Source organism: Saccharopolyspora sp. NPDC002578, from assembly GCF_053592695.1.
The window spans coordinates 1-24,156 of the sequence record NZ_JBSFWJ010000015.1 but is presented as its reverse complement, the minus strand read 5'-3'; the positions used below and the strand labels follow the sequence as shown (position 1 = coordinate 24,156).

The 24,156-nt window shown below is 69.7% G+C and carries 24 protein-coding genes; 11 read left to right on the top strand and 13 right to left on the bottom strand.

The features are described from left to right. Positions 1-29 precede the first annotated feature (29 nt). Genes ACWD38_RS10130 through ACWD38_RS10120 form a run of 3 tightly spaced genes read left to right on the top strand, consistent with a single transcriptional unit; the run spans position 30 to position 2,699 of the window. The gene (locus ACWD38_RS10130) at positions 30-1,034 is read left to right on the top strand and encodes a glycosyltransferase family 2 protein (RefSeq protein WP_450123874.1); all 1,005 of its coding nucleotides are present in this window, start codon (positions 30-32) and stop codon (positions 1,032-1,034) included. Beyond that, positions 1,021-1,428 (top strand): GtrA family protein, encoded by a 408-nt coding sequence (locus ACWD38_RS10125; protein ID WP_184483819.1) that lies wholly within the window; start codon positions 1,021-1,023, stop codon positions 1,426-1,428. The genes ACWD38_RS10130 and ACWD38_RS10125 overlap by 14 nt, the downstream gene beginning before the upstream one ends. Continuing rightward, positions 1,425-2,699, top strand: a complete 1,275-nt coding sequence (locus ACWD38_RS10120) for an NAD(P)/FAD-dependent oxidoreductase (protein ID WP_450123873.1) — start codon at positions 1,425-1,427, stop codon at positions 2,697-2,699. Before ACWD38_RS10125 ends, ACWD38_RS10120 begins: the two co-directional genes overlap by 4 nt. Before the next feature lie 373 nt (positions 2,700-3,072). Here ACWD38_RS10120 and ACWD38_RS10115 read toward each other — a convergent pair whose 3' ends face one another. Genes ACWD38_RS10115 through glf form a run of 4 tightly spaced genes read right to left on the bottom strand, consistent with a single transcriptional unit; the run spans position 3,073 to position 8,041 of the window. Continuing rightward, complete coding sequence (locus ACWD38_RS10115; RefSeq protein WP_425503583.1) at positions 3,073-4,227, bottom strand: decaprenyl-phosphate phosphoribosyltransferase; 1,155 nt, start codon at positions 4,225-4,227, stop codon at positions 3,073-3,075. Beyond that, the gene (locus ACWD38_RS10110; RefSeq protein WP_397545402.1) at positions 4,220-4,819 is read right to left on the bottom strand and encodes a phosphatase PAP2 family protein; all 600 of its coding nucleotides are present in this window, start codon (positions 4,817-4,819) and stop codon (positions 4,220-4,222) included. Before ACWD38_RS10110 ends, ACWD38_RS10115 begins: the two co-directional genes overlap by 8 nt. Positions 4,820-4,857: 38 nt before the next feature. Continuing rightward, positions 4,858-6,846 carry a glycosyltransferase gene (locus ACWD38_RS10105; protein WP_343071624.1) on the bottom strand — a complete coding sequence of 663 codons (1,989 nt, stop codon included), beginning with the start codon at positions 6,844-6,846 and terminating at the stop codon, positions 4,858-4,860. A 1-nt stretch (position 6,847) separates the two neighbouring features. Beyond that, complete coding sequence (glf, locus tag ACWD38_RS10100) at positions 6,848-8,041, bottom strand: UDP-galactopyranose mutase (RefSeq protein WP_450123872.1); 1,194 nt, start codon at positions 8,039-8,041, stop codon at positions 6,848-6,850. A 271-nt stretch (positions 8,042-8,312) separates the two neighbouring features. Between glf and ACWD38_RS10095 the strand changes: the two genes are divergently transcribed. Next, entirely contained in the window at positions 8,313-9,542 is a 1,230-nt protein-coding gene (locus tag ACWD38_RS10095; RefSeq protein ID WP_450123871.1) for a glycosyltransferase 87 family protein, read from the top strand. A gap of 90 nt (positions 9,543-9,632) precedes the next feature. Here ACWD38_RS10095 and ACWD38_RS10090 read toward each other — a convergent pair whose 3' ends face one another. Next, positions 9,633-10,379 carry an HAD family hydrolase gene (locus tag ACWD38_RS10090; RefSeq protein WP_343071625.1) on the bottom strand — a complete coding sequence of 249 codons (747 nt, stop codon included), beginning with the start codon at positions 10,377-10,379 and terminating at the stop codon, positions 9,633-9,635. Positions 10,380-10,614: 235 nt separating this feature from the next. On the opposite strand from ACWD38_RS10090, the gene ACWD38_RS10085 reads away from it, so the two are divergent. Next, entirely contained in the window at positions 10,615-11,493 is an 879-nt protein-coding gene (locus tag ACWD38_RS10085) for an LLM class flavin-dependent oxidoreductase (RefSeq protein ID WP_184483829.1), read from the top strand. Positions 11,494-11,778: 285 nt separating this feature from the next. On the opposite strand, the gene ACWD38_RS10080 is transcribed toward ACWD38_RS10085, so the two are convergent. Further along, the gene (locus ACWD38_RS10080) at positions 11,779-12,399 is read right to left on the bottom strand and encodes a helix-turn-helix domain-containing protein (RefSeq protein ID WP_343071626.1); all 621 of its coding nucleotides are present in this window, start codon (positions 12,397-12,399) and stop codon (positions 11,779-11,781) included. Positions 12,400-12,513: 114 nt separating this feature from the next. Here ACWD38_RS10080 and ACWD38_RS10075 point away from each other — a divergent pair, with 114 nt between their 5' ends. After that, positions 12,514-13,149, top strand: a complete 636-nt coding sequence (locus tag ACWD38_RS10075) for an endonuclease (RefSeq protein ID WP_450123870.1) — start codon at positions 12,514-12,516, stop codon at positions 13,147-13,149. Between the two features lie 43 nt (positions 13,150-13,192). Here ACWD38_RS10075 and serS read toward each other — a convergent pair whose 3' ends face one another. The 3 genes from serS to ACWD38_RS10060 form a co-directional block, all read right to left on the bottom strand. After that, positions 13,193-14,458: a serine--tRNA ligase gene (serS, locus tag ACWD38_RS10070; RefSeq protein WP_184483833.1), complete on the bottom strand. Its 1,266-nt coding sequence runs from the start codon at positions 14,456-14,458 to the stop codon at positions 13,193-13,195. 73 nt (positions 14,459-14,531) lie between these two features. Beyond that, positions 14,532-15,698, bottom strand: a complete 1,167-nt coding sequence (locus tag ACWD38_RS10065) for a glutathionylspermidine synthase family protein (protein ID WP_184483835.1) — start codon at positions 15,696-15,698, stop codon at positions 14,532-14,534. A 4-nt stretch (positions 15,699-15,702) separates the two neighbouring features. Beyond that, entirely contained in the window at positions 15,703-16,407 is a 705-nt protein-coding gene (locus ACWD38_RS10060) for a hypothetical protein (protein ID WP_246457110.1), read from the bottom strand. Positions 16,408-16,548: 141 nt separating this feature from the next. Here ACWD38_RS10060 and ACWD38_RS10055 point away from each other — a divergent pair, with 141 nt between their 5' ends. Next, entirely contained in the window at positions 16,549-17,550 is a 1,002-nt protein-coding gene (locus ACWD38_RS10055; RefSeq protein WP_184483837.1) for a septum formation family protein, read from the top strand. Between the two features lie 6 nt (positions 17,551-17,556). Continuing rightward, complete coding sequence (locus ACWD38_RS10050; protein WP_184483839.1) at positions 17,557-17,910, top strand: metallopeptidase family protein; 354 nt, start codon at positions 17,557-17,559, stop codon at positions 17,908-17,910. A gap of 13 nt (positions 17,911-17,923) precedes the next feature. Here ACWD38_RS10050 and ACWD38_RS10045 read toward each other — a convergent pair whose 3' ends face one another. Beyond that, positions 17,924-18,568 (bottom strand): histidine phosphatase family protein, encoded by a 645-nt coding sequence (locus tag ACWD38_RS10045; protein ID WP_450123869.1) that lies wholly within the window; start codon positions 18,566-18,568, stop codon positions 17,924-17,926. After that, entirely contained in the window at positions 18,565-19,488 is a 924-nt protein-coding gene (gene pheA, locus ACWD38_RS10040) for a prephenate dehydratase (protein WP_184485932.1), read from the bottom strand. Before pheA ends, ACWD38_RS10045 begins: the two co-directional genes overlap by 4 nt. Positions 19,489-19,608: 120 nt before the next feature. Here pheA and ACWD38_RS10035 point away from each other — a divergent pair, with 120 nt between their 5' ends. Continuing rightward, the gene (locus tag ACWD38_RS10035; protein ID WP_425503584.1) at positions 19,609-20,208 is read left to right on the top strand and encodes a macro domain-containing protein; all 600 of its coding nucleotides are present in this window, start codon (positions 19,609-19,611) and stop codon (positions 20,206-20,208) included. A gap of 203 nt (positions 20,209-20,411) precedes the next feature. Here ACWD38_RS10035 and ACWD38_RS10030 read toward each other — a convergent pair whose 3' ends face one another. Then, positions 20,412-20,879, bottom strand: coding sequence for an Hsp20/alpha crystallin family protein (locus ACWD38_RS10030; RefSeq protein WP_184483843.1), 468 nt, complete (start codon positions 20,877-20,879; stop codon positions 20,412-20,414). 320 nt (positions 20,880-21,199) lie between these two features. Between ACWD38_RS10030 and ACWD38_RS10025 the strand changes: the two genes are divergently transcribed. Both ACWD38_RS10025 and ACWD38_RS10020 read left to right on the top strand, forming a co-directional pair. Beyond that, on the top strand, positions 21,200-21,718 hold the full coding sequence (locus ACWD38_RS10025; protein ID WP_184483845.1) for a DoxX family protein: 519 nt from the start codon (positions 21,200-21,202) through the stop codon (positions 21,716-21,718). Positions 21,719-21,807: 89 nt separating this feature from the next. Next, positions 21,808-22,443, top strand: coding sequence for a response regulator (locus ACWD38_RS10020; RefSeq protein ID WP_184483847.1), 636 nt, complete (start codon positions 21,808-21,810; stop codon positions 22,441-22,443). Positions 22,444-22,840: 397 nt separating this feature from the next. On the opposite strand, the gene ACWD38_RS10015 is transcribed toward ACWD38_RS10020, so the two are convergent. Then, positions 22,841-23,980 carry a GAF domain-containing sensor histidine kinase gene (locus tag ACWD38_RS10015; protein WP_184483849.1) on the bottom strand — a complete coding sequence of 380 codons (1,140 nt, stop codon included), beginning with the start codon at positions 23,978-23,980 and terminating at the stop codon, positions 22,841-22,843. Between the last annotated feature and the right edge of the window lie 176 nt (positions 23,981-24,156).

Sequence of the window (24,156 nt, the reverse complement as noted above, 5' to 3'; positions counted from 1 at the left end):
CAGGGCGAGCGGTGATGAGGGGGAGTCAGGTGGCCGAAACGATCAGCCCAGCGGTGCCGGTGCCGTCGCACCAGCGGACCGAGGAGGCGGCAACGGGTTCGCTCATCTCCTACGTGCTCCCGGTCTACAACGAGCAGGACGGCATCCGCCGCTTCCACCGCGAGCTGATCGCCGCCATCGACACCCGGCCGGACTTCGACTACGAGTTCATCTACGTCAACGACGGGTCCGCCGACGATTCCCTGGCCGTGCTGCGGAAACTGGCCGAGGCCGACCCGCGGGTGCGGGTGCTGGACTTCGCCCGCAACTTCGGCCATCAGATCGCCATCACCGCGGGACTCGACCACGCCGAGGGCGACGCGGTGATCGTGATGGACACCGACCTGCAGGACCCGCCGCGCGTCAGCATCGAGATGATCGACGCGTGGACGCGGGGCGCGGAGATCGTGTCGGCGCGGCGCCGCACCCGCCGCGACACCCGCTTCAAGCGGCTCACCGCGCACTCCTACTACCGCCTGCTGCACAACCTGGCCGAAGTGGACATTCCCGTCGACACCGGGGATTTCCGGCTGCTGGACCGCCGGGCCGCGGAGGAGCTGCGCGGATTCCGCGAACGCAGCAGGTTCATCCGCGGCATGGTCGCCTCGATGGGGTTCCAGCAGACCGAGGTGTTGTTCGACCGGGACGAGCGAGCCGCGGGCGAGACGAAGTACCCGCTGCGCAAGATGGTGCGGTTAGCCGCCGACGGGGTCACCGGGTTCTCCACCGCCCCGCTGAAGCTGATCACCCGCATCGGGTTCCTCAGCCTCGCGCTGGCCGCGCTGGGCATCCTCTACGCCGTGGCGATGCGGGTGTTCCTGCCGCAGGTCACCGTGTCCGGCTGGACCATGATCATGGTGGTGATGCTGTTCCTCGGCGGCGTGCAGATGCTCTCGCTCGGCGTGATCGGCAGCTACGTCGGGCGCATCTACGACGAGGTGCGCCAGCGCCCGCTCTACATCGTGCGCAAGGTGATCCGGCATGACCAGAGTTGAGCCGCGCCCGCCGAGGCTGCCGCGGCCCAGCCGCGCCCTGGTGCTCTACGGGATCATCGGCGTCAGCGGCGTCACCCTCGACTACCTGGTGTTCCTGCTGCTGTTCAACACCGTCGGCCTGCACGAGCAGCTCGCGAACGCGATCAGCACCAGCATCGGCATCGCGAACAACTTCGCGCTCAACGCCTGGTTGAACTTCCGCACCACGGACCGGTTGCCGCTGCGCTTCGCCCGGTTCTACAGCGTCGGGCTCGCCGGGATGGCGCTGACGTTCCTGCTGCTGCACCTGGGCTCCGCGGTGCTCGGGCTGAACCCGAACCTGGTGAAGGCCGCCGCGATCCCGCTGGTCGTGGTCCTGCAATACCTGATCAACAAGAGATGGAGTTTCGGATGAAGCTGGGTGTCGTGGGCGCCGGAGCCACCGGCCTGACGGCCGCGTTCGACGCGGTCAAGGCCGGCCACGACGTCACCGTGCTGGAGGCGTCGGCCGAACTCGGCGGGCTCGCCGCGTCCATCGAGGTCGGCGGCACCCCGCTGGAGCGCTTCTACCACCACAGCTTCAAGACGGACCGGGCGATCATCGACCTGATCACCGAGCTCGGGCTGGCCGACAAGCTGCGGTTCCACTCCCCCACCACCGGCGTGTACCTGGACGGGGAGCTGCACCCGTTCGGCACCCCGGTGGAGATGCTGAAGTTCCCGAAGTTCTCGATACTCGACCGGCTGCGGTTCGGCGCGAGTTCCGCCGCGCTCAAGGCGGTCCGCGACGGCTCCCGGTTCGGCTCGGTGCGCGCGCTGGACTGGATGCGCCGCTGGGCCGGGCCGCGCGTCACCGGGACCATCTGGGAACCGCTGCTGACCGGGAAGTTCGGCGACCGCGCCGAAGAGGTGTCGATGGCGTGGCTGTGGGCGCGGATCCACTACCGCACCTTCGGGCTCGGCTACGTGCACGGCGGCTTCGAGCAGGTGTACCGGGCGCTGCTGGACGCGGTGACCGAACGCGGCGGCAGCGTCGAGTTCGGCAAGCCCGTCACCTCCATCCGCCAGCCCGCGTCGGTGGAGGTCAAGACCGCCGACGGCACCGCCTACGAGTTCGACCGGCTCATCGTCACCGTGCCGCAGCCGGTGTTCGCGAAGGCCGCCGACATCGAGTCCGACGACGTGCTGTGGCGCAACCAGTACCTCGGGGCGACGTGCTTCGTGCTGGAGTGCGACCGCAGCGTCATCCCGTACTACTGGCTCAACATCAACGACACCGAGTTCCCGTTCCTCGCGGTCGTCGAGCACACCAACATGGTCGACCGCGCCGAGTACGGTGGGCGCCACGTCGTCTACGTCGGCAACTACGTGCCGCGCGACGACTGGCGGTTCACCACCGAGCCTTCGGAGCTGCTGTCGCGCTACATCCCGTGGCTGCGCAAGCTGAATCCGGACTTCGACGAGTCGTGGATCCAGGACTGGCACTTCTCGAAGGCCGGTTTCGCCCAGCCCGTCGTCACCCCCGAGTACCGCGCGCTGATCCCGGAGCACACCACGTCGATGCCCGGCGTCACGCTCGCCACGATGTCGCAGATCTACCCGCAGGACCGCGGCCAGAGCTACGCGATCCAGATGGCCCACGACGTCATCCACACCCTCGGCCTCGACCAGAGCCCGTCAGCCTGAGCCACCCCGACCGCAGCAGCGACCAACCCACGCCTCGCGGCGAAGCCGTGCCTTGGGCGGCGAAGCAAGCCTGCTTTGCGGCCGAAGGCCGTGCCTTGCGGCGTAGCCGTGCTTTGGGCGGCGAAGCAAGCCTGCCTGGCGGCCGAAGGCCGTGCCTGTATGTGCGAAGCACATAGCCCACGTCCAAAAGCCGACCACCCGCGGGTTCTCAGTGCCTTCCTCGCGAGGACAGCTTTTTCCCTCGTGGCGGAGCCACTTGGGAAAAAGATCCCGCAGCGAGTAAGGCACTGAGGTTCCGCCACCCGACCACCAAAGCAAGAAACGCAGAACGCCCCCGGCCGAAGGGCCGGGGGCGTTCCAGTGGAGCGAGGAATTACAGGTAGTAAGCCAGGAACAAACACCCCGCCAGGCAGGCGCCGAGGACGAGCAGCACCTTGTCCTTCAGCGCCACCTCCTCGGGCTCACCGGCAACGCCCTTGTCGACGTCCACCGCGTACCGCAGGATCGCGATCACCATCGGGATGATGGAGATGATGCCCCAGCGGGACTGCTCGATCTCGCGGATGTCGTAAGCCCACAGGCAGTACGTCATGATCGTGATCGCGGCGGCGATGGCCCACACGAACCGCAGGTAGGAAGGCGAGTACGCCTTCAGCGACTTGCGGATCTTCGCGCCGGTCTCGGCCGCCAGCTTCACCTCGGCGTAGCGCTTGCCCGCCACCATGAACAGCGAACCGAAGGCCACCACGATGTAGAACCACTGGGTGATCTCCAGCCCGGCCGCGGCACCACCGGCGACCGCGCGCAGCAGGAACCCGGAGGCCACGATGCACAGGTCGATCACCGGCTGGTGCTTCAGGCCGAAGCAGTAGCCCAGCTGCACCGCGATGTAGACGGCCATCACCGTCAGCAGCCCGTAGCTCACCCCGGCCGAGATGGCCAGCGAGCCGCCGAGCAGCAGCACCGACACGCCCCAGGCGATCGGCAGCGGGATGAGGCCCGCCGCGATCGGCCGGTTGCGCTTGGTCGGGTGCTGGCGGTCCGACTCGACGTCGATGGCGTCGTTGATGAAGTAGATGCCCGAAGCGGCCATCGAGAACACCACGAACGCCAGCGCCGCGTCCAGCACCACGGACGGCTGCAGCAGCGCGCCCGCCGTGAACGGTGCGGCCAGCACCAGGACGTTCTTCACCCACTGCTTCGGGCGAAGCTCCTTGATCAGTCCGCTGACCAGGCCCGCGGGCGTGCCCGCCTTCGCGGTCACCTTCGCGTGGTAGGCGTCGGAGGACTTGTCCTTCTCGTCCCCGGTGTCCGCCTTCTTCTGCTCGGGTTCCTCCAGCGCGCCGGCGCTGCCGCCGCCCTCAGAGCCGATCGAGCCCTCCGAGTCGGAGTCGACCTCGTTGCGCACCTGGTCCGCGTCGGTCTCGGTCACGGCCTTGCCGTTGCCGGACGCGCCGTTGGTCGCGGCCTCGTCGAGCCCGTTCTCGGGCTCGCTGACGGTCGCGCCCGTCTCGTTCTTGTCAGCCACGGTTCCTCCGCCGTCTCATGAACCGCCGGACGCCCAGCGCCACGGCACCGCCGAGCGCTGAACCGGCGAGAACGTCGCTCGGGTAATGCACCCCCAGAACCATCCGGCTGACCATCATCGGCGGCACCAGCGCCGGAGTCAGCCGCTTGCCCAGCAGTCCTCCGTAGAGGACGGCCGCCGTCGTCGTCGACGTGGCGTGCGAGGACGGGAAGCTCAGCTTGCTCGGCGTCCCGACCAGCACCTGGACCTGCGGGTCACCGGGGCGGCTGCGCCGCACGACCCGCTTCACGCCGATCGACGCCCCGTGCGCGAAGGCTACGCCCGCCGTCGCCGCGACCCACTCGCCGCGCCGCTTGCGGTCCACCAGCGCGCCCACGGCACCGATCGCCAGCCACCCGGCCGCGTGCTCGCCGAACAGCGACATCGCGCGGGCCGCCTTGACCACCGGCGGCTTCGCCAGCGCGCCCTGCACCTTGCGCAGGGCGAGCGTCTCGGTGGTGACTTCCGGCACCGGTTCCCAGGTGCCGGGGATGAACTCCCGCTCCTCGGCGCTCGCAGCGCCGGGAGTCGTCGTAGTCGGTTCAGCAGCCACTTCGTCTCCGGGGTCGGGGCACACAGATCAGGGGGTACTCACTTCTTGTCGAAGGCCTGTTTCCAGGACTCCGGGCTGGTCAGCTCCGGCAGCGCCGCGCGGTAGACCTCGCGCAGCCGCGGCCATTCGCGGGCCAGCTTGCGGTAGTTCGCCAGCGCGCGGAGCCCGAGCCTGCGGAACTCCTCGGGGTCGCGGCGGCGGAACGACACGCCGCTGCCGTCGGCGTTGGACACCGTCGCGCTGTCCAGCGCGCCGAGCAGGAACCAGCGGGCGCTGTCGGCCGGGATGTTCAGCTGCGGGCGCTCGCCCGCCGCCTGGTCCGGCTCCTTGAGGTTGTGCAGCAGCGCCTTCGACGCGCGGGCCGCGATGATCGCCGGGTTCACCGGCGGCTTCAGCAGGCCCTCCGCCATGATCGGGTCCGCCGAGGGCGGCGGGAACTCGCGGGCCGAGGGCAGCGTCTTCGCGTCGTCGTAGTGCTTGCGCAGCTCCACCACGTCGGGGCGGGCCGTGTGCAGCGAGTCGAACAGCTCGCCCGGCCCGGCCATGAAGTCCTCGATGGCCTTCTGCTGCACCGCCACCGTGGAGTACTCCATGGACAGCAGGTGCCGCAGCGTCAGCTTCAGGCCCTGCTTGACCAGGACCTGGCGGACCTCTTCCGGGCTGTGCAGCGCGGCCATGACCAGCCGGTTGCGGGTGTGGAAGTAGGCCGTCCAGTCCGTGGCGTCGTTCTTGTCCGTCCACGGCATGTGCCAGATCGCCGCACCCGGCAGCGTCACCGTCGGGTACCCGTTCGCGCCGGCGCGCAGCGAGTACTCCGAGTCGTCGAACTTGATGAACAGCGGCAGCGGCAGCCCGGAGTTCTCGATGACCTCACGCGGGAACAGGCACATCCACCAGCCGTTGTAGTTCGCGTCGATCCGCTTGTGCAGCTTCTTGCTCTTGCGCAGCGGGGTCTTCGCGAAGTCGTAGTCGGTGACCGCACCCGGCGCCGGGCGCCAGATGCCGATGCCGACGTCGACGACCTCACCCATGCTGTGCAGCCGCGAGCGGGCCTGCAGGTTCAGCATGTGACCGCCGACGATCACCGGGTTGGTGGCGGCGCGGGCGAACGCGTTGGCGCGCAGCACGCTGTCCGGTTCCAGCGCGATGTCGTCGTCCATGAGCAGGACCTGCTCGGCGTCCGAGTTGTACACGCCCTCGTACATGACGCGGGTGAACCCGCCGGAGCCGCCGATGTTGGCCTGCTCGATCACCTGGAGCTTGTCGCCGAGCCGCTCGGCGGCCACGTCGAAGCCCTCGGTGTCGCGGATCTTCTGGCCGCCCTGGTCGGCCACGACGACCTTCTCCACCACGTCCATGACCTGGGGGTCCTCCCCCAGCGTCCGCAGCGCGGTGACGCAGTCGGCCGGGCGGATCGTGGTGGTGCCCACCACGACCCGCTGGCGCGGCAGCTCGACGTCGGTGGTCCAGGCCGCCTCGTCGACTTCCAGCGCGCTGTCGTTGGTGAACAGGTCGAACCAGATCCAGCCGCCGTCCTCGAAGGGCTGCAGCGAGACCCGGAACTCCAGCCACGTCCACGACTTCGGGCTGGCGACCGGCGCACCTTCCAGGTGCACGCTGTCGCCGTTGGCCTTCGAGCGGTAGACGTCGAGCCGACCGGCCCCCTTGACCTTCAGCCGCAGCACCACCTCGCCGACCTTCGTCCACCGCTTCCAGTAGCTGGCGGGGAAGGCGTTGAAGTAGGACGCCAGCGAGATCTTGGAGTGCGCGGGCACCTTGATCGAGCGCCGGTTCACGACGGTCGTGGTGCCGGTCTGCGGCTCGTCGATGTAGAGCGCGCGCACGTCCAGCGGGTCCTCACCGCGCGGGAACACCACGCGTTGCAGCACCTGCTCGGGGGCGACCTTGCGGCGACCGCCGGAGCGGACCGAGGTCACGTCGCTGACTTTGCTCTCGCCCGCGGCTGCGGGTCCGGTCTCGGCACGCTTCGCGGCGGCCGAGGACTCGTCGGGGGTCCGGTCGGTCACGTCAGTCCTCCAGCGAGCCGTCCAGCGAACGGCCCTCGGTGAAATAGGGGGTGAGCTTGTTGTCGAACATGCTCAACGCCGAGCCGATCGCCATGTGCATATCGAGGTACTTGTAGGTGCCCAGCCGACCGCCGAAGAGCACGTTGCGCTCCTTGGCCTCGGCCTTCGCCCGCTCCCGGTACGCCTCGAGCTTCACCCGGTCATCGGAGGTGTTGATCGGGTAGTACGGCTCGTCGCCGCTCTCGGCCGCCCGCGAGTACTCCCGGACGATGACCGTCTTGTCCTTCGGGTGCTTGTGCTCCCGCTCGGGGTGGAAGTGCCGGAACTCGTGGATCCGGGTGTAGGGCACCTCTTCGTCCGCGTAGTTCATCACCGGCGTGCCCTGGTAATCACCAGTGGCCACGACCTCCGACTCGAAGTCGAGGGTGCGCCAGCCCAGCTCGCCCTCCGAGTAGTCGAAGTAGCGGTCCAGCGGACCGGTGTAGACGACCGGCACGTCGGCGGGCAGCTCGCCGCGGACGTCGAAGTAGTCCGTGCTGAGCTTGACGTCGATGTTCGGGTGGTCCGCCATCTTCTCCAGCCAGGCCGTGTAGCCGTCGACCGGAAGACCCTCGTAGGTGTCGTTGAAGTAGCGGTTGTTGAAGTTGTAGCGAACCGGCAGCCGGGTGATGTTCGCCGCGGGCAGTTCCTTCGGGTCGGTCTGCCACTGCTTGGCCGTGTACCCGCGCACGAAGGCCTCGTACAGCGGGCGGCCGATCAGGGAGATCGCCTTCTCCTCGAGGTTCTGCGCGTCGGCGGTCTCGATCTCCGCCGCCTGCTCGGCGACCAGCGCCTTGGCCTCGTCCGGGGAGAACGCGCGACCGAAGAACTGGGTCAGCAGACCCAAGTTCATCGGGAACGAGTAAATCTGCCCCTCATGACGGGTGAACACCCGATGCTGGTAATCGGTGAAATCCGTGAACCGGTTGACGTAGTCCCACACCCGTTTGTTCGAGGTGTGGAACAGGTGCGCGCCATAGCGGTGCACCTCGATACCGGTTTCCGGTTCCGGTTCCGAATAGGCGTTGCCGCCGATGTGGTCACGTCTGTCCAGCACCAGCACCCGCTTGTCCAGCTGGGTGGCGGCGCGCTCTGCGATCGTCAGTCCGAAGAATCCGGAACCAACAACGATCAGGTCATAGCCTGCGAAGCTCACAGTCGTCGAGGGTAGCGGCCAGCCACCCGCGCCCGGAAACCGCGTTGAGGTTCCCGTCCCGATCCGACTACCACCCGTGTTTTCGCTGGCCATCCGGGTGGCGGTGAGTCCGATCAGGACGGATTGCGCACCACGAACAGTAACATTCCTGCACCCTCCGGAGTCATCGGGTCGATCAATGTCGCTCTGGTCGGCGACGGGCCCGGCGAGTCGGATTGGGTAGTATCAGCGCCCCCACGGCAGCCCCGCGAGCGAGAAGGTGATCCGAAGCGTGACTCGGGCCCGCGACGGCCGGTACCTGCTGGTCACGGCGATCATCCTGGAAGTGCTGGCGATCTGGTTCGTCCACTGGATCGACACTCGTGGCTATATGGACACCGAGATTTACCGCCTCGGTGCCCGAGCGTGGCTGAACGGTTACGAGGTCTACGGCGACGACCTCACTCCGGAATCCCCGGAGAGCGGAACCCTGCCGTTCATCTACCCGCCATTCGCCGCAATCCTGTTCACCCCGCTGTGGTGGTTATCCGAGGACGGCGCGGTGATCGCCGTCGCGGTGATCTCGCATCTGTCGATCCTGGTTACCGCGTATTCGCTGGCCCGTTCCTCGACATATCTGGCACCCCGCGCGGGCCTGGTGGCGGTGGCCACCGCGGCGCTGCTGCCGTTCATGACGATCATCGAGCCGACCCGGGACACGCTGAACTACGGGCAGATCAACCTGCTGCTGATGGCGCTGGTCGCCGCCGACTGCCTGCTGCCGCGCACCCGCTGGCCGCGCGGGCTGCTGGTGGGCGTCGCCGCCGCCATCAAGCTCACCCCGCTCGGCTTCCTGCTGCTGTTCTTGCTGCGCAAGGACTTCCGGGCGATGTCCATCGCGGCCGTCACGTTCGCCGCGACCGTGCTGCTGGGCCTGCTGGCGGCGCCGAACGACTCCGCGGACTGGTGGCTGGACAAGATGTGGTCCACCGGCGAGGAGACGGGCGCGGTGTACGCGGGCAACCAGACGCTGCGCAGCCTGCTCGCCAAGCAGGAGCTGACCGGCGCGCCGCTGGACTCGCTGTGGGTAGCGGGTTCGGTGCTGCTGCTGGTCCTGGCCGTGCTGGGGATGCGCTACGCGCTGCACACCCGCAACGTGCCGCTGGCATTGATCATCAACGCGGTGCTGGTGCTGATCGTGTCGCCGATCTCCTGGTCGCACCACTGGGTGTGGGCCGGGCCCGCGCTGGCGCTGATGGTCGCGATGGCCTGGTGGCACCGCTGGTACGGGGTGCTGCTCTACGCCGGGCTCTGCGCGCTCACCGTGCTGGTGGCGCCGCACTGGTACCTGCCCTACACCAACGACCGGGAACTGGACTGGACGTTCTCGCAGCAGGTCGTGGGCAACTCCTACCCGCTGCTCGGGATCGGGTTCCTCATCGCCTGCGCCGTCGCCTACGCGCTGCACCGGCCGCGGCGGCCCGCCGAGCCGCCCACCGAGCAGGTGCCCGCCGGGGTGTAGCCCGGACGCCGTGTTCGCCTCCCCAGCCCGAACACGGCGCACCGTTCGTTCATCGAGTTTTCACGTGCGCACGCCGAATCCGGCGCGCGTTCACCACCAGCGTTCCAGCACCTGGGCCACGCCGTCCTGGCTGTTGCAGGTGGTGATCTCGTCGGCGACCTCCAGCACGCCCGGATGCGCGTTGCGCATCGCCACGGCGTGGCCGACCCAGTCCAGCATCGGGATGTCGTTGGGCATGTCGCCGAACCCGATCACCTCGTGCCTGCCGACGCCGATGTCGTCGGCGACGGACCTGAGCCCGCTGGCCTTGTCCACCCCCGGCAAGGACAGCTCGACCGGGCCGCCCTGCATCGAGCAGGTCAGGCACAGACCGGCGCCGAGCACTTCCTCGACCGCCGAGGCCAGGTCGATGTCGAGCCGGTCCTCGTGCAGCACCATCAGCTTCACCGCGGGCCGGTCGAACAGCTCCCCGTCGTCGACCACCCGGATGTCCCGGTTCGGCCACACGCGGTGGAAGCCCGCCTCCGCCAGGAACTGCTCGGCCACGTCGTCGCGGGCCCGCCGGGTGGAGCGCTCGACGGCGAACGTGCAGCCGGGCAGCGCGTCGCGCAGTTCGCGCGCCGCGTCGCGCAGCCGCACCGGCTCCATCTCGGAGCTGCGCAGCACCTTGTCCGCGGCGGCGTCGTAGACGACGGCGCCGTTGGAGCACACGGCGAGCCCCGCCGTTCCCAACCCCTCCACTATCTGCGGCACCCATCGTGGTGGTCGTCCCGTGACCAGCACGAAAGGGGTGTCGTTCGCGACGGCGCGCACGGTGCGCGCCGTCCGTTCACTCACGCGGACCGAAGAGTCCAGCAATGTTCCGTCCACATCGGATGCGACCAGCGCAGGTTTGTTCACGCCGGACATGCTGGCGAGGCCGTGACCAGCGCGGTGGCCGATCAATTCCGCTTCACCTGAGCGTGTGGATCTTCCCGGTGACCTGCAACACGGACGTGTCGCCGGTCCCGATGCGCGAGAACAACCCGCACAGGGTCGAACCCTTCCGGGTGGTACCGATACGGTCAGCGGTGTGCGCGTTGGGATTGTGATACTGCCCGAACACCGGTGGTGGGCCGCGGAGCCGCTGTGGCGGATGGCCGAGGAGTACGGCTTCGCCCATGCCTGGACCTACGACCACCTGGGCTGGAGGTCGCTGGTCGACAAACCGTGGTTCGACGCGGTGCCCACGCTCACGGCGGCGGCCACCGCGACCTCCACGATCCGGCTCGGCACCCTCGTCGCCTCGCCCAACTTCCGGCATCCGGTGCACTTCGCGCGCGAGGTCACCGCGCTCGACGACATCTCGGACGGGCGCCTCACGCTGGGCATCGGCGCCGGCGGCCCCGGTTTCGACACCACCGTGCTCGGCGGGCAGGCGCCCGCGCCGGCCGGTCGGACCGAGCGGTTCGAGGAGTTCGTCGAGCTGCTCGACAAGATCCTCACCCAGGACAACACCAGCTGGTACGGCGAGCACTACACCGCGGTCGAGGCCCGCCGCGCACCCGGCTGCGTGCAGCTGCCCCGGTTGCCGTTCGTCATCGCCGCCAACGGCCCGCGCGCCATGCGGCTCGCCGCCCGCTACGGGCAGGGCTGGGTGACCACCGGGACCAACGAGGGCGGCGACGACCTCGAAGCCTGGTGGCGCGGTGTGGCGGAGCTGACCAAGAGGTTCGACGACACGTTGGCCGCCGACGGCCGCGCCCCGCACCGCGTGGCGCGCTACCTGCAGGCCGATGCCGCGCCGAAGTACTCGCTGAGCAGCGCCGAGTACTTCAAGGAAGTGGTCGGCCGCGCCGCCGAACTCGGCTTCACCGACGTCATCACGCACTGGCCCCGCACCGAATCCCCCTACGAAGGCACCGAATCCACCGTCGAGGAGATCGCCTCCGAGGTGCTCCCCGAACTGTGATCGTCCCGAGTTCGTCCTTGATCTCGGCTCGCGCAATGGGTCGGCGGAACCTCACCGCCCGCCTTTGATCTCGGTTTTCCACGTGAGCGGTGTTGTTGATCGTTGTCCTGTCAGCGGCGAAGCCGCTGAGCAGCGACCCAGCACGCAGCCGGGCCACCCGCGGGTTCTCAGTTGCTTCCTCGCGAAGACAGCTTTTTTCCTCGTGGCGGAGCCACTTGGAAAAAAGATCCCGCAGCGAGGAAGCCACTGAGGTTCCGCCACCCAACCCCTACGCAGGCCAAGCGCTCACTCAGTGCTCGCAGGAGTGGTCAGCAAGGTTGCTCCGACTGCGAGGAATTCGGCGGGCTCGTCGCCGGGCACCACGAGGCGGTGCCAGACCGCGGATCCGAAGCTGGCGCTGTCGCCCGCTCCCAGCGTCACCGAGTCCTGCTCGAACTCCACCCGCAGCCGCCCGCTGAGCACGTACAACCAGTCGTGCCCCTCGTGCTGCACCGGCCGCACCCCGCCACCGGTGGGCGACAGCCGGTAGCGCGCCGCGTACAGGCCCGGCAGCACCGACCTGGGCGTGAGCACCTGCACCGCGAGATCACCGGACTCGACGGTGGGCACCTCGTCACCGCGCATCACGACGGCGGCCGGGCCGGGAACGGCGTCGGTGAACAGCTCCGCCAACGGCACGTCCAGCACGGCGGCGACCGCCGTCAGCTCCGCCAGCGTCGGGGTGCCGCGTTCCTCCTCGACGTCCGCCAAGCGCTGCTCGCCGACGTGCGCGCCCTCGGCCAGCGCGGTCCGCGACATCTCCCGTTCGGCGCGCAGCCGGCCGACCCGCTCGCCGATCCCGGCGAGCACCCGGCCGACCCGGCCGTCGTCGCGCGAGCCGTGCGCCTCAGCTGATCGATCCGCCACATCCTCCACCATAAGCGCAGGTACCACGCGTCGCCCCGCACCGGACCGCGGCGGGTCGCGCTCCGGTGTGCGTGCCGGGACCGGCGGGTAGGCCGGAGCGGAAGGAGGTGCGAGATGTCCGAGCGATCCACCGCCCGCGCGCTGCTGCGCGAAGCGGGCACGACCTACGCGGAGCAGGCGGGTGCGCCGCTGACCGACAAGCCGTCGCCGCTGTACCGCCTGCTGGTGCTGTCGGTGCTGCTGTCCACCCGGATCAAGGCCGAGATCGCGGTCGCCGCGGCGCGCGAACTGGGCGAGTTCCCGACGGCCCAGCGGATGCGCGACGCGACCTGGCAGCAGCGCGTCGACGCCTTGGGCCGCGGGCATTACGTGCGCTACGACGAGAGCACCGCGACCGCGCTCGGCCGCGGCGCCGAGCTCGTCCTCGACGAGTACCGCGGTGACCTGCGCAGGCTCCGTGCCGAAGCGGACGGCGACGTGCCGAGGATGCGGGAGCTGCTGTGCGAGGTGCCGAGCCTGGGGCCGGTCGGCGCGCACATCTTCTGCCGGGAGGCGCAGGCCGTGTGGCCGGAGCTGCGGCCCTACTTCGACAAGAAGGCGCTGTCCGGGGCGGAGCAGGCCGGGCTGCCGACGGACGTGGACCGGCTGGCGCGGCTGGTCGAGCCGGACGACTACGCCCGGCTCTCCGCCGCGCTGGTCCGGATCACCCTGGAGAAGGGGCTCCTCCAGGAGATCACCGCCCCGGCCTGACCAGGTGGTCGGCGGGCGCCGGGACGGACCCGGCGCCCCCGGATCACGCGACGGGTTCGAGGACTTCCCGGCCGCCGAGGAACGGGCGCAGCGCCTCCGGCACCCGCACCGAACCGTCGGGCTGCTGGTGGTTCTCCAGGATCGCCACGATCCACCGGGTGGTGGCCAGCGTCCCGTTCAACGTGGAGGCGATGGCGTTGGGACCGTCGGCCTCGCGGTAGCGGGTGTTGAGGCGGCGGGCCTGGAACGTCGTGCAGTTCGACGTGGAGGTCAGCTCGCGGTAGGCCTGCTGCGACGGCACCCACGCCTCGCAGTCGAACTTCCGCGCCGCGCTCGCCCCGAGGTCGCCCGCCGCGGTGTCGATCACCCGGTACGGCACCTCGATCTTGGCGAGCATCTCCTCTTCCCAGGCCAGCAAGCGTTCGTGCTCGGCGCGCGAGTCCTCCTCGCGGCAGTAGACGAACATCTCCAGCTTGTTGAACTGGTGCACGCGGATGATGCCGCGGGTGTCCTTGCCGTAGGAACCGGCCTCGCGCCGGAAGCAGGTCGACCAGCCCGCGTAGCGCAGCGGCTGCTCGGCCAGGTCGAGGATCTCGCCCGAGTGGTACCCGGCCAGCGGCACCTCGGAGGTGCCGACGAGGTACGCGTCGTCCTCTTCGAGCCGGTAGACCTCGGTGGAGTGCGAGCCGAGGAAACCGGTGCCCTCCATGATCTCCGGGCGGACCAGCACCGGCGGCACGACCAGGGTGAACCCGGCCGCGGTGGCCTGCGCGGCGGCCATGTTCAGCAGCGCCAGCTCCAGCTGCGCGCCGATGCCGGTGAGGAAGTAGAACCGGGCGCCCGCGACCTTCGCGCCGCGCTCCATGTCGAACGCGCGCAGCCCCAGGCCCAGGTCGAGGTGGTCGCGGACCTCGAAGTCGAACTCGCGCGGCGTGCCCACGTGCTTGAGCACGACGTAGTCGTCCTCGCCGCCGGGCGGGGTCTGCGGCTCGATGATGTTCGAGACCTTCTTCTGCGTGCTCAGCAGCTCCGCGTCGGCCTCGGTCTGCTCGGCCTCGGCCTGCTTGACCTGGGCGGAGAGGTCCTTCGCGCGGGCCAGCAGCTCGTCGCGCTCGTCGCCCTTGGCCTTGCCGACCTGCTTGCCGAGCTGCTTCTGCTCGGCGCGCAGCGTGTCGGCGCGGGACACCGCTGACCTGCGACGCTCGTCGGCGGAGAGCAGCGCGTCCACGAGGGACACGTCCTCACCTCGGGCGCGCTGCGAGGCGCGCACGGCCTCCGGATCTTCGCGAAGCGTCTTCAGGTCGATCACAGCTGGTGAGCCTAGCTGGCCCGGTTCTTCCCGAACCCCGCTGGGGTCGCACCGCGGGTCGAACCGGACCGGGTCAGGAGCCGGGGATGCGGTGCGGGACGAAGGCGGCGCCGTCGTCGGTGATCAGGCCCGCGGTCTCCCGGATGCCGAGGCCCGCCGAGGAGTCGCCGACGACCCACGCGCCCAGTGCGGGCCGCATGCCGTCGAACTCCGGCAGCGGGTCGAACGCCTGGTAGACGTAGCCCTCCTCGCCGTAGAAGCCGCCGGTCTCGGTCTCCCAGCCGGGGGCGACGACGGTGATGTTGTTGCCCTCGCGGCCCAGCCGCGGCTTGCGCACGTACTCGGTGAGCAGGCCGGGCTGGTCCAGGAACGTCGGCAGCAGGTTCGGGTGCCCGGGGTACATCTCCCACAGCACCGCCAGCAGCGCCTTGTTCGACAGCAGCATCTTCCACAGCGGCTCGATCCACTGCGTCGCGGGCAGCGTGTTCACCGCGTGGCGGCCGAAGTCGTCGTCGACCATCCACTCCCACGGGTAGATCTTGACGACCGAGTTCATCGGCGCCTCTTCGAGATCCACGAAGCGTTCCAGCAGCGGATCCCAGCCGATCTCCTCGATCGACATGCCGACGGTGTCCATGCCGGCCTCGGCCGCGGTCTCCTGCAGGTAAGCGGAGGTGATGTTGTCCTCGCCGCTGGTGTCGGAGCTCGACCAGGTGAAGTGCACTTCGCGGGTGGCGAGCTGGTCGCTGATCTCGCCCCAGCGCTCCACGAGCTTCTCGTGGATCGAGTTCCACTGGTCGTCGCCCTCGTGGCACTCGGTCAGCCAGTTCCACTGCACGACCGCCGCCTCCAGCAGCGAGGTCGGCGTGTCCGCGTTGTACTCCAGCAGCTTCGCGGGCCCCGAACCGTCGTAGCGCAGGTCGAACCGGCCGTAGAGGTGCGGATCGTGCCGCTTCCACGACTCGGCGATCTTCGGCCACACCCATTCCGGGATGCCGAAGTCCTTGTACCGCTCGGTCGTGACGACCTGGTCCACCGCGTCCAGGCACATCGACTGGAGCAGTTCGACGTCGGCCTCCAGCGAGAGCACCTCGTCCAAGCTGAACTCGTAGTGCACGCCCTCGTCCCAGTAGGGGCGCTGCGAACCGTCCGCCGCGCGTGCCGGGGTGCCGAACACCAGTCCCAGTTCTTCGACCTTGCGCTGCCAGTCCGGCCGACGCTCGGTTGTCCTCCGACGCACTCGTTCAGCTCCCGCTGCTGCCGCTCTTGTTGCTGATTCCGAAACCGCCGCGCTGGACCGTCTGGCCCTTGGTGTTCTTGATGTTCGCGTCGGCGGGCTTGTTGAAGCTTCCACCGGACACCGTCTGCCCCGGGGTGGGCGCCGGAGCGCCGGGCGGGGTGTAGCCGTACCGGTAGGAGTTGTACCCGCCGATTCCGCCACCGGGCAGGAAGATCGGCATGAAGAACATGCCGCCGGAGCTGTACCCGCCTTGTTCCCGGACGTAGTTCTCGTCGCAGAGGTCGGGGTTCTGGGCCACCTCGCCCTGCTTCTCGGCTGCGCAGTACTCCTGCACCGCGTTCTGCTCCGCGCTGTAGGCCGAGCCCGAGTAGAACGCCGCGACCAGCGCGACCACGCCGACCGTGACACCGCCACCGACCATCACGCGACGACGCTTCTGCGTCTTGCTCTCCTGCTCGGCGAGGGCGGCCTGGGCCTGCTCCTCCTGGCGCTTCTCCGCGGCGATGCGCGCCCGCTTCTCGGCGAGCGTCGGTTCTCGCGGCGTCGTCGATTCGTCCTGGTAGCGCATCCGGCCACGAGCCTGGCCCGCGTCCTGCTGCTCGCCACCTGCGTTCGCCTGCGTCACGTCGTCAGCGGACCCGCCCGTCGAGGGCTGGTCGCTGCGCTGCGGCCCGTCCTGGTCTGCCAATGGTCTGCCATCTTCCGTCATAGCCCACTCCCAGCAGCAACACTACCCACCGTGCCCCCGCACGGGGTACGCCTTGCTGTGACGCAGCCGGACACGAATCGGTTTCAAAGCGATGCGTGAGCGCTTGAGCACACGGCCGGACCGACAGGCATGATGTGATCGATGGCCGAGCGCAGCGACACCCAGAAGCACCGCCGGAAGCCCAACACCCGGCTGGTGATGATCGCCGCCGCCATCGGTGGCGCACTCGTTCTGCTGATCAGCGCCTTGCTGAACACCCCGACCGGCGGTGGCGGCTCCGGCATCGGCGGCCCCGGCCGCGAGGGCGCCTCGCCCGCCACGCCGCCCGTGTTCGAGGCGAAGGCGGGCACCTGCCTGCACTGGACCGAACCGGACGCGAGGGACATCCGCCAGGTCAAATGCGGCGAACGCCACCTCTTCGAGGTCACCGGCAAGGCCGACCTGAACGCCGATTTCGCGAAGACCGCCCCGTACCCGAGCGCCGAGCAGTGGCAACAGCTCAAGCAGGAACGCTGCACCGCGGTCTCCGAGCAGTACCTCCGCGGGCGGTTCGACCCGAACGGGCGGTTCTCCGTCGGCGCCTTCACCCCGAGCCAGCAGGGCTGGGGCGCCGGGGACCGGAAGCTGCACTGCGGTCTCCAGCAGCCCGGTCCGTCCGGGAAGCTCTACGCCAGCAAGGGCAACGTGGCGAGCCAGGACCAGTCGAACACCTACGAGGTCGGGCGCTGCCTCGGCATCAACGGCACCGACGTGTGGGACTCGGTGGACTGCGCGCAGCCGCACTCGGTGGAGATCACCGGCGTGGTCGACCTCGGCACCGAGTTCCCCGCCGAATACCCGTCGGAGGACGACCAGGACGGTTTCCTCGCGACCCGGTGCGGTGAGCTCACCGCCGAGTACGCGGGCAGCCCGACGGCGGTGGCGGACAAGAAGCTCGTGGCCTACTGGGACACGCTGCCGCAGGAGAGCTGGGACGCGGGCTCGCGGGAGGTCAACTGCAAGGCCAGCGCGCAGCTGCCCGACGGCAGCGGGCTCGCGCCGATCACCGGCAGCGTCAAGGGCGACGTGCAGGTCGGCCAGGAACCCGCCCCGCAGGACACCGCGCCGATCGAGCCCGGCGTTCCCGCCGCCGGGGAGCGCTGATCGGCGATGCCGGTGGAGATGACGCGGGTGCGCTTCGAGGAGCTCGTCGCCGACGCCCTGGACCTGGTTCCCGAGCAGTTCGCGACGGCGATGAACAACGTCGTGGTGCTCGTCGAGGACCACAACGAGGAAGATCCGTCACTGCTCGGCCTGTACTTCGGCATCGCGCTGACCGAACGCGAGCAGAGCAACTACGCGGGCGTGCTGCCGGACCGGATCTCGATCTACCGCGAGCCGCTGCTGGAGATGTGCGACAGCGAGGACGAGGTGGTCGACGAGGTGGCGATCACCGTGGTCCACGAGATCGCCCACCACTTCGGCATCAACGAGGACACCCTGCACGCCCTCGGCTGGGGCTGACCGGCCCGCGAGGTCAGTCGGGCAGGTCGTCCCACTGGACGCAGCGCCAACCGGTCTCCGTGCCCGAGTCCGCTTCGAGCACGATGACCCCGGTGTTGGGCAGGTACGCCTCGCTGGAGCGCCGCGCGGAGATCTCCCCGGCCAGCCGGTTCGCGACCAGCCGCACCATCGCGCCGTGGCTCACCAGCACCACCGAGCCGGTCGTGACGTCGTCCAGCACGGGCTGCGCGGAGCCGAAGAACCTGGTCAGCGCTTCGGTTCCGGTCTCCCCGCCGGGCATCGGCCGGTCCGGTTCGCCGTGGTGCCAGCCCTCGTAGATCTCGTCGAACAGCGCCCGGGACCGCTCGTCGCCGAGCCCTTCCAGCTCGCCCACGAAGACCTCGTGGGTGCCGTCGACGACCCGCACGTCGAGGCCGTGGCGGGTGGCCGTCGGCAGCGCGGTCTCCTGCGCCCGCAGCGCGCGGCTGGCGTGCACCGACAGCACCTTCTCGGTGGCCAGCCGGTCCGCGAGGTCGTCGGCCTGCCGCTTGCCCAGGTCGGTGAGCCCGGGGCCGGGCGGGAGCGTGTCGAGCACTCCCCGCACGTTGGACGGCGTCTGGCCGTGGCGCACCAGCACCAGGCGCAGTCCGTCGGCGTGCGCGCGCAACACCGGGCTCATGCGACACCTCCTTCGCGCAGCCGCGCCAGCCAGCGGGCGGATGCTTGGAAAGCCTGTTCGGAAGCGGACGGCCGGACGTTCGCAGGCGAGTGGTCGGCCTTCGGGTAGGAACCGAGGAAGCGGACCTCGCTGCACCGCCTGCGCAGGCCGCTGAGCGCGTCCCCGATCCGCGCGTCGGCCACGTGCCCGTCGAAGTCGAGGAAGAACCGGTACTCGCCGAGGCGGTCCTTGGTGGGCCGGGACTCGATGCGGCTGAGGTTGATGCCGCGCAGCGACAGCTCCAGCATCAGCTCGGTCAGGGTGCCGACCTCGTCGGTGATGACGGCGGCGATGGAGGTGCGGTCGGCGCCGGTCGGTTCGGGCAGCGCGCCCGGCCTGCGCAGCAGCAGGAACCGCGTGATGGCGTCGGGCGTGTCGGCGATGCCGCGGGCGAGGGCGCTGAGGCCGTCGAACAGCTCGATCGCCAGCGGTGCGGCGATGGCCGCGTCCAACTCGCCGTCGGCGACCTCCTTCGCCGCGGCCGCCGTGGACGAGGCCATCCGCACGTCCGCGTCCGGCAGGTTCGCCGCGAGCCAGCCGCGGACCTGCGCGATGGCGTGCGGGTGGCTGGCCACGGTGCGCACCTGGTCTGCGGTGACGCCGGCGCGCACCAGCACGTCGAACTGCACCGGCACGGTCGCCTCGGCCACCGCGATCAGCGGGTCACCGCTGATCAGCGCGTCGAGCGTGGCGGGCACCGAGCCCTCCACTGAGCTCTCCACGGGCACGCCCGCGGCGAGCACCTCACCGGCGCGCAGCGCGGCCAGCGCCTGCGGCACGGTCTCGTAGGGCAGCAGGTCGGCGTCGAAGCCTTCGGTGAGGATCCGGGTCGCCTGTTCGGTGAAGGTTCCCGGCGGCCCCAGGTAGGCGATGTGCGGCACGAGCACCAGCCTACGGCCCGCGCTGAACCCCTCCCCCGACCCCAGATCGGTGATCATCATTCCCCGAAGGTGTGACCTACCCAATTACATTCAGTCGTCCGTTCCTGCGATGCTGTGCGGGTGACCGCGGATTCGGAGCGCTCAGCAGACCGAGCGGAACCGGAGCTCCGGCTCGTCCTCTGCGCCTTGGACGAGCCGCTGACGGCAGCATGGCGCGATGTCGCCACCGACCGCGACAACCTCGACGTCCACCAAGGATCGGTGCTCGACCTGCGGGTGGACGCGGTGGTGAGCCCGGCCAACTCGTACGGGTGGATGCGCGGCGGGGTCGACGCCCTGTACTCGCGCGCCTTCCCGAACGTGGAGGAGTCGGTGCGCAGCGCGGTGCTCGCCTACCACGGCGGGGAGCTGCCGGTCGGTGAGGCGCTGCTCGTGCCCACTGGAGCCCCGTCGCCCGCCTGGCTGGTCAGTTCGCCCACGATGCGCACTCCCGGCGAGGTGCTGCCCTCCGACACCGTGCACCCGTACCTGGCCGCGCGAGCGGTGCTGCGGCTGTGGACGCACGGGGTGCTGGAGAACGGGATGCGGGTGCGCGACGTCGTGCGCACCATCGCGCTGCCCGGCCTCGGCACCGGAGTCGGCGGCGTGAACCCCCGCCTGTGCGCCCACCAGGTCGCCGCGGCCTGGGACGAGGTCTTCGCCCGCGCCGACCAGAACTGATCCACGGCTCAGCACCTTTTCCGGTCAGCTTCTTATCAGCGGCGAAGCCGCTGAGCAGTGACCAGCTTGAGCAAGCCGACCACCAGCGGGTTCTCAGCTTCCTTCTCGCGAGGACAGCTTTTTCCCTCGTGGCGGAGCCACTCGGGAAAAAGATCCCGCAGCGAGAAGGAAGCTGAGGTTCCGCCACCCGACCCCTACACAGGTCACTCCGACGCATTCCGAGCGCGAATGGTGACCTTGGTGGGGGTCGCCTGTTCCAGCGCGCCGCGCACCCGGACCTCCAGGACGCCGCGGTCGTAGTCCGCTTCGACCTGGTCACCGGTCACGCCCTTCGGCAGCCGGAAGCGACGGCTGAACGATCCGCCGCGGAGCTCCCGGACCAGCGCGCGCGGCGCTTCCGGCTCGTCTTCGGCCGGAGCGTCGGCGCGGGTGGTGCGACTGCCGCTGATCGCCAGCGTCCCGTCGGCGACCTCGACCGTCACGTCCTGCTCGACGTCCACCCCGGGCAGGTCCAGCCGGAACACCAGGTCGGCACCGTCCCGCAGCACGTCCGCCGCGGGGGCGAACGCCTGTCCGGAACCACCGCGACCGGCGAAGGCGCCGCGGACCAGCTGGTCGAACTCACGGTCCAGGCCGGTGAACGCGTCCCAGCCACGAACGGCAAGAGCCATCACTCATCACTCCCTCATCGAAGCCGGGTCATCACCGAAGCGGATGCCCGGTCACTGCGGTTACATGAGCCTCAACGACTCAACTTTGCGGATTGTTCCCGGCGCAGCGAAGAAGATTCGATTCGCCGCCCACGACATCCCTCGCTGGTCGCCGACCAGGGCTTTTCGCCGATCACCCGACCGGCACTCCGCGCGGAACCGGGAGCAGCACCCCGACATCTCGTGCGAACGGGACGCACCTGGAGTGAAGATCAACAGCAGAGCCGGAGCACCGGCACGCGGCGCGGTACGGTCGGGGCCGCGTCCACTGAGGAGGTCTCATGATCGTCCGCCGTTTGGCCCGTCCGATGCTCGCTGCGATGTTCATCTACGGCGGCATCGGCGCCCTGCGCAATCCCGAAGCGCTCACCAAGACCGCTCAACCCGTGCTGGACCAGACGGTCGGGCGAGTCGAGGACACGCTGCCGGAGCAGGTGCCCACCGACGCGGTGACGCTGGTGAAGCTGGACGGCGCGGTCAAGGTCGGCGCCGGCGTGCTGCTGGCGCTCGGCAAGGCCCCGCGGCTGTCCGCGCTGCTGCTCGCGGGCACCTTGGTGCCGACGACGCTCGCCGGCCACCGGTTCTGGGAGCTCGACGACCCGCAAGAGCGCGCCGGGCAGCAGATCCACTTCTTCAAGAACCTAGGCCTGCTCGGCGGGCTGCTGATCACGGCGGTCGACACCGAGGGCAAACCGTCCGTCGCCTACCGCGCCAAGCACGGCGCCTCCCGCGTGGCGGAGCAGACCCAGCTCAACGTCAAGCAGGCGAAGAAGGCCGCCCGCAAGGCCCGCCGCCGCTGACCCCTCCCGGGCGCGAACGAGACCCGTTCGCGCCCGGCTCAGGGCACCCTTACCTGCACGTCCGGTGGAGTCGGTCGTAGCGTGAGGACGTGCCGGTACGCGTGCTGCTCGTCGATGATCACGAAGTGGTTCGCCGCGGCTTGCGGGACCTGTTGAGCACCGAGCCGGACCTGGACGTCGTCGCCGAGGCCGGCGGAGTCGGCGAGGCGGTGGTCCGGGCGCAAGCCGCGGAACCCGACGTGGCCGTGGTCGACATGCGGCTTCCCGACGGCGACGGCCTCGACCTGTGCCGCAGGCTGCGGGCGTTGCCGGTGCCGCCGCAGTGCCTGGTGCTCACCGCGTTCGACGACGAGCAGGCGCTGATCGGGGCGATCAACGCGGGCGCCGCCGGCTACCTGCTCAAACAGGTGCGCGGACGCGACCTGGTCAACGCGGTGCGCGAAGTCGCGGCCGGGCGCTCGCTGCTGGACCCGGTGACCACCGCGCGAGTGCTGGAGCGGATGCGCCGCGGCGCCGACCGCCCCGCCGACGAACTGGACGCGCTCACCGACCAGGAGCGCAAAGTGCTGGACCTGATCGGCGAAGGCCTGACGAACCGCCAGATCGCGGAACGCCTCTTCCTGGCGGAGAAGACCGTGAAGAACTACGTCACCGCAGTGCTCGCCAAACTAGGCATGGAACGCCGCACCCAAGCAGCAGCCTGGGTGGCCCGTCGGCAGGGGTGACGGTGTTCCTGGGCTCGTTTTGCTCGGGTGTCCGGGTAGCGGAACCTCAGGTGTCTTCTTGACGTGGGCTATGTGCTTCGCACATACAGGCACGGCCTACGGCCGCAAGGCAGACTTCGCTCCGCTCGCCCAAGGCACGGCTTCGCCGCGAGGCACGGCCTTCGGCCGCAAGGCGGGTTGTTCGCTGATCTTTTGATCTTTGTCTTGTCAGCGGCGGAGCCGCTGAGCAGCGACCGGCTTGAGCAAGTCGACCACCGGCGGGTTCTCAGCGGCTTCCTCGCGAGGACAGCGATTTCGCCGTGTAGGGAGCTACATCAGAAATCGATCCCGCAGCGAGGAAGCCGCTGAGGTTCCGCCACCCGACCCGCTAAGCAGGCCGTTCGCAGAAGGGACCCAATCAAAGCGGGACTTCCCAGGTGATTGTGGTGCCGCTGTCCGGGGAGGAGTGGATGACGCAGCTGCCGCCCGCTGCCGCGGCGCGCTCCTCCAGGTGGCGGAGGCCGCGCTTGGTGACGTCGCGGGGGATGCCGCAGCCGTCGTCGACGACCTGCAGCCGCATGGAGCGGGCCGAGCGGCGGATCCGGACCAGCACCGAACGCGCCCCGGAGTGGCGGACCACGTTCGACAGCGCTTCGCGCATCGCGGCGCGGGCGTGGTCGGCGAGCGCGACCGGGACCTCAGTGAGGTCGCCCTCGATCTCCAGCTTCGGCGGCCTGCCGAGCAGTTCCCCCGCGATCTGCACTTCGGAACGCATCGAATCCGCCAGGTCCGGGGCGTGCGCGGGCGTGTCCGGGTCGGCGGACCGCAAGGTCCGCACGGTGGCGCGGACCTCGGCGATGGTCTGGTCGAGCTGGTCCATCGTGTCGGTGAGCCGCGCCGAGTCCTCGGCGGCGAGCCGTCCGGTGAGCTTGCGGTCGAGCACTTCGAGCTGCATCCCCGCCGCGTAGAGCCGCTGCACGATCACGTCGTGCAGGTCGCGGGCGATGCGTTCCCGCTCCTGGTAGACGGCGATGCGCTCGCGGGCGGTGGAGCCCTCGGCGAGCACCAGCGCGAGCCCGGCCTGCGCGGCGAAGCCGGTGAGCACTTCGACGGCGACGCGGGTGAACGTGGGGGCGCCGCGCCGCCGGTACACGGCCAGCGCCCCGAGTCTGCGTTCCCGCGTGCCGAACGGGGCGACCGCGAACGGCCCGTAGATCCGCAGCGACGACGGCACGTAGGGCGCGGTGAGCGGGTCGTCGATGAGGTCGTCGACCACGATCGGCACGCCGCTGCGGGAGACGCGGGCGGCGGCGGAACGCGCGGAGAGCACGGCGCCGACGGGGTCGCCCGCGGTTTCGGGCTGGGCGGGGTAGGCGGCTTCGACGGTGAGCCTGCCGTCGTCGGCGCGCACCATGACGAGGCCGAGGTCGGCTTCGGCGAGCGCGGCGGCGCGGCGCACCACCATCGGCAGCACCACGTCGGGATCGTCGGCGGACAGCGCCGCCTTGGTGATCTCGGTGGAAGCGGCCAGCATGCGCCGGGCGAGTGCGGAATCCATGGCGTGCACGAGGCTAGCCCTCCGTCCAGGGACTGTCTTGAGCGTGGCTCGGGTGTCCGTCTTGGGTAGCGGGTCATTCAGCGGAACCTCAGTCGTCTTCTCGCTGCGGGGTCTTTTTCCCGAGTGGCTCCGCCACGAGGCAAAAAGCCGTCCTCGCGAGAAGACGACTGAGAACC